Here is a 2,219-nt window from a genome sequence, read left to right on the forward strand (position 1 = left end):
ACACGGAGCTCTGCTGATCGTAGACGACATCCAGGTCGGCGTTGGCCGGACCGATGCGTTCTTCAGCTTCGAGGCGGCCGGTCTCCGGCCGGACATCGTCACAATGGCCAAATCGATATCGGGCTATGGCCTGCCTATGGCCCTCGTTCTAATCGATCGGCAACTCGATAAGTGGGAGCCCGGAGAGCACAACGGAACCTTCCGCGGCAACTGCCATGCTTTTGTCACGGCGCGCGCAGCTCTCGAGCACTTTTGGCGCACGGATAGCTTGGCAGCGTCCGTCAGGGAGAAAGGCAATTTGCTGAAAGGCCGCCTTGATCAGGTCGCGCAGAAGTACGACCCAGGGCGAGCGTCAACCAAGGGCCGGGGCATGATGCGGGGTATCGATCTGAAGTCCGGCGAGGTTGCCGGTCAGGTCGTCAGGATCGCTTTCCAGAGGGGCCTCATTGTCGAGACCGCTGGTCCCAATGCCGAGGTCGTGAAGTGTCTGCCACCTCTCGTCATTGGGGAGGATCAGCTTAGCCAAGGCCTCGACATCCTCGAGCAGGCGATCGACAGCGTGATCGGCAGCGCAGTGAATACGGCAGCTTGAGAGGTGAATCGTGCATCATGGTCGTCAGGGATCTCACTGAGGAGAAACATCTCTTCCAGATCGCGCAGGCTCAGATTGTAGATTCCTTGGGCGGGTGGATAGCGACCGGCTCTCTGACAGAGTGAGGTTGCTGAACCAACCCTGTGGAGACGACCATGCATATTTCAACTGACCGATCCGAAGCACCGACCGCCATCCGCACCAATCTCTGCGCGATTTTCGTCTCATTTCATTGGAACTGAGCCGGTCAAGCTGGGTGATCACTTCGCTGTCGCCGGGCAAAGGAGAGAAGTTGTCGAAGCATGCCGTGAGCGGCGGCGATGTCGCCGGGCTGCTGGCGCGCCTTTCGTGGCTTCGTGAGAAGGCGCTATCGCGAACGGAACGACACCTTCCGATCATTGTAATCCAGGAAGCCGGTCTCGACGGGTTCTGGCTCCACCGCGTACTGCAGGCTGAAGGGATCGAAAGCCACGTCGTCGATCCCGCCTCGATCGCGACCTCTCGGCGTCGCCGGCGGGCGAAGACCGACAGGATCGACGGCGAAGCCCATGTGCGGGCGCTGCTGGCCTACAAGCGCGGCGAGCCGCGGGTGTGCGCGATGGTCAAGGCCCCCCAGCCGGAAAGAGGAAGACCGCCGTCGCATTACTCGAGAGCGCAAGGTGCTAACCGGCGAACGGGTGAGCCACGTCAACCGTATTAAGGGATTGTTGTTTGCACAGGGCATCTCCGGATACGAACCGCTGCGCCGCGATCGGCGGGCACGGCTTGAGGAACTGCGGACCGGCGATGGCCGAGTGCTGCCAGCGCATCTCAAAGCGCAGATATGCCGCGAACTCGATCGGTTGGAACTGCTTCTTGAGCAAGTCAAGGCCGTGGAGGCGGAGCGAGCCGCGTTCCTGGCCGAGGCGCAAGACACGGCAACACCCACCTCGGCGGCGATGTTGCTAGACGTGAAGGGCATCGGACCGGAGTTCGCCGCCATGCTTTGGTCGGAAGGGTTGTTCCGCCATTTCGACAACCGTCGGCAAGTGGCGGCCTACGCCGGCCTTGCGCCGACGCCTTGGCAAAGCGGATCGGTCGATCGTGAGCAAGGCGTGTCGAAATCAGGCAATCCGCGGCTGCGAACGACGATGGTTCAACTCGCCTGGCTATGGCTGCGCCATCAACCGCAATCGGCGCTTGCTCTCTGGTTCCGTGGACGCGTCCAGCAAAACGGCGGGCGGATGCGTAAGACAATGATTGTGGCGCTCGCCCGCAAGCTACTAGTCGCACTCTGGAAGTATGTGACCGCCGGCATCGTGATCGAAGGCGCCGTGATGAAGGCTGTTTGACCCTAATCCCGTAATCGGCCAGGACCCGATCAGTCCTGGCCGATCCAGGTGGATGAACCGATACCTGGCATGGCCTGAATGCCGTTTTGTAGAATGGTTTCCTCCTCCTGAGCCCTTGCCCGCCGCAAGCGGGATGCCGAAACAGTCCTGGAGTTCTGCTCATGCGTTGCTGAATTTAACCCTTGACCCCAAGAAGCCCATGTGAGGCCAGGTACCAGCGCACGCACAGGAGGATCACCGACTGGTCGAAATGACGGCCCTTGAACATCACGTACTCCTCCATAGCTGAGGAACGT

General features: G+C 60.8%; 1 protein-coding gene and 1 pseudogene. Both read left to right on the plus strand.

The features are described 5' to 3' along the window. A partial coding sequence (locus tag EOA27_RS32920) for an aminotransferase class III-fold pyridoxal phosphate-dependent enzyme (RefSeq protein ID WP_127258351.1) occupies positions 1-592 on the plus strand: 592 nt, incomplete at its 5' end. Between the two features lie 155 nt (positions 593-747). Continuing rightward, positions 748-1,923 (plus strand): annotated as a pseudogene (locus EOA27_RS32925) (IS110 family transposase). Positions 1,924-2,219 lie beyond the last annotated feature (296 nt).

It is taken from the genome of Mesorhizobium sp. M2A.F.Ca.ET.037.01.1.1 (assembly GCF_003998075.1).
Lineage (GTDB): Bacteria > Pseudomonadota > Alphaproteobacteria > Rhizobiales > Rhizobiaceae > Mesorhizobium.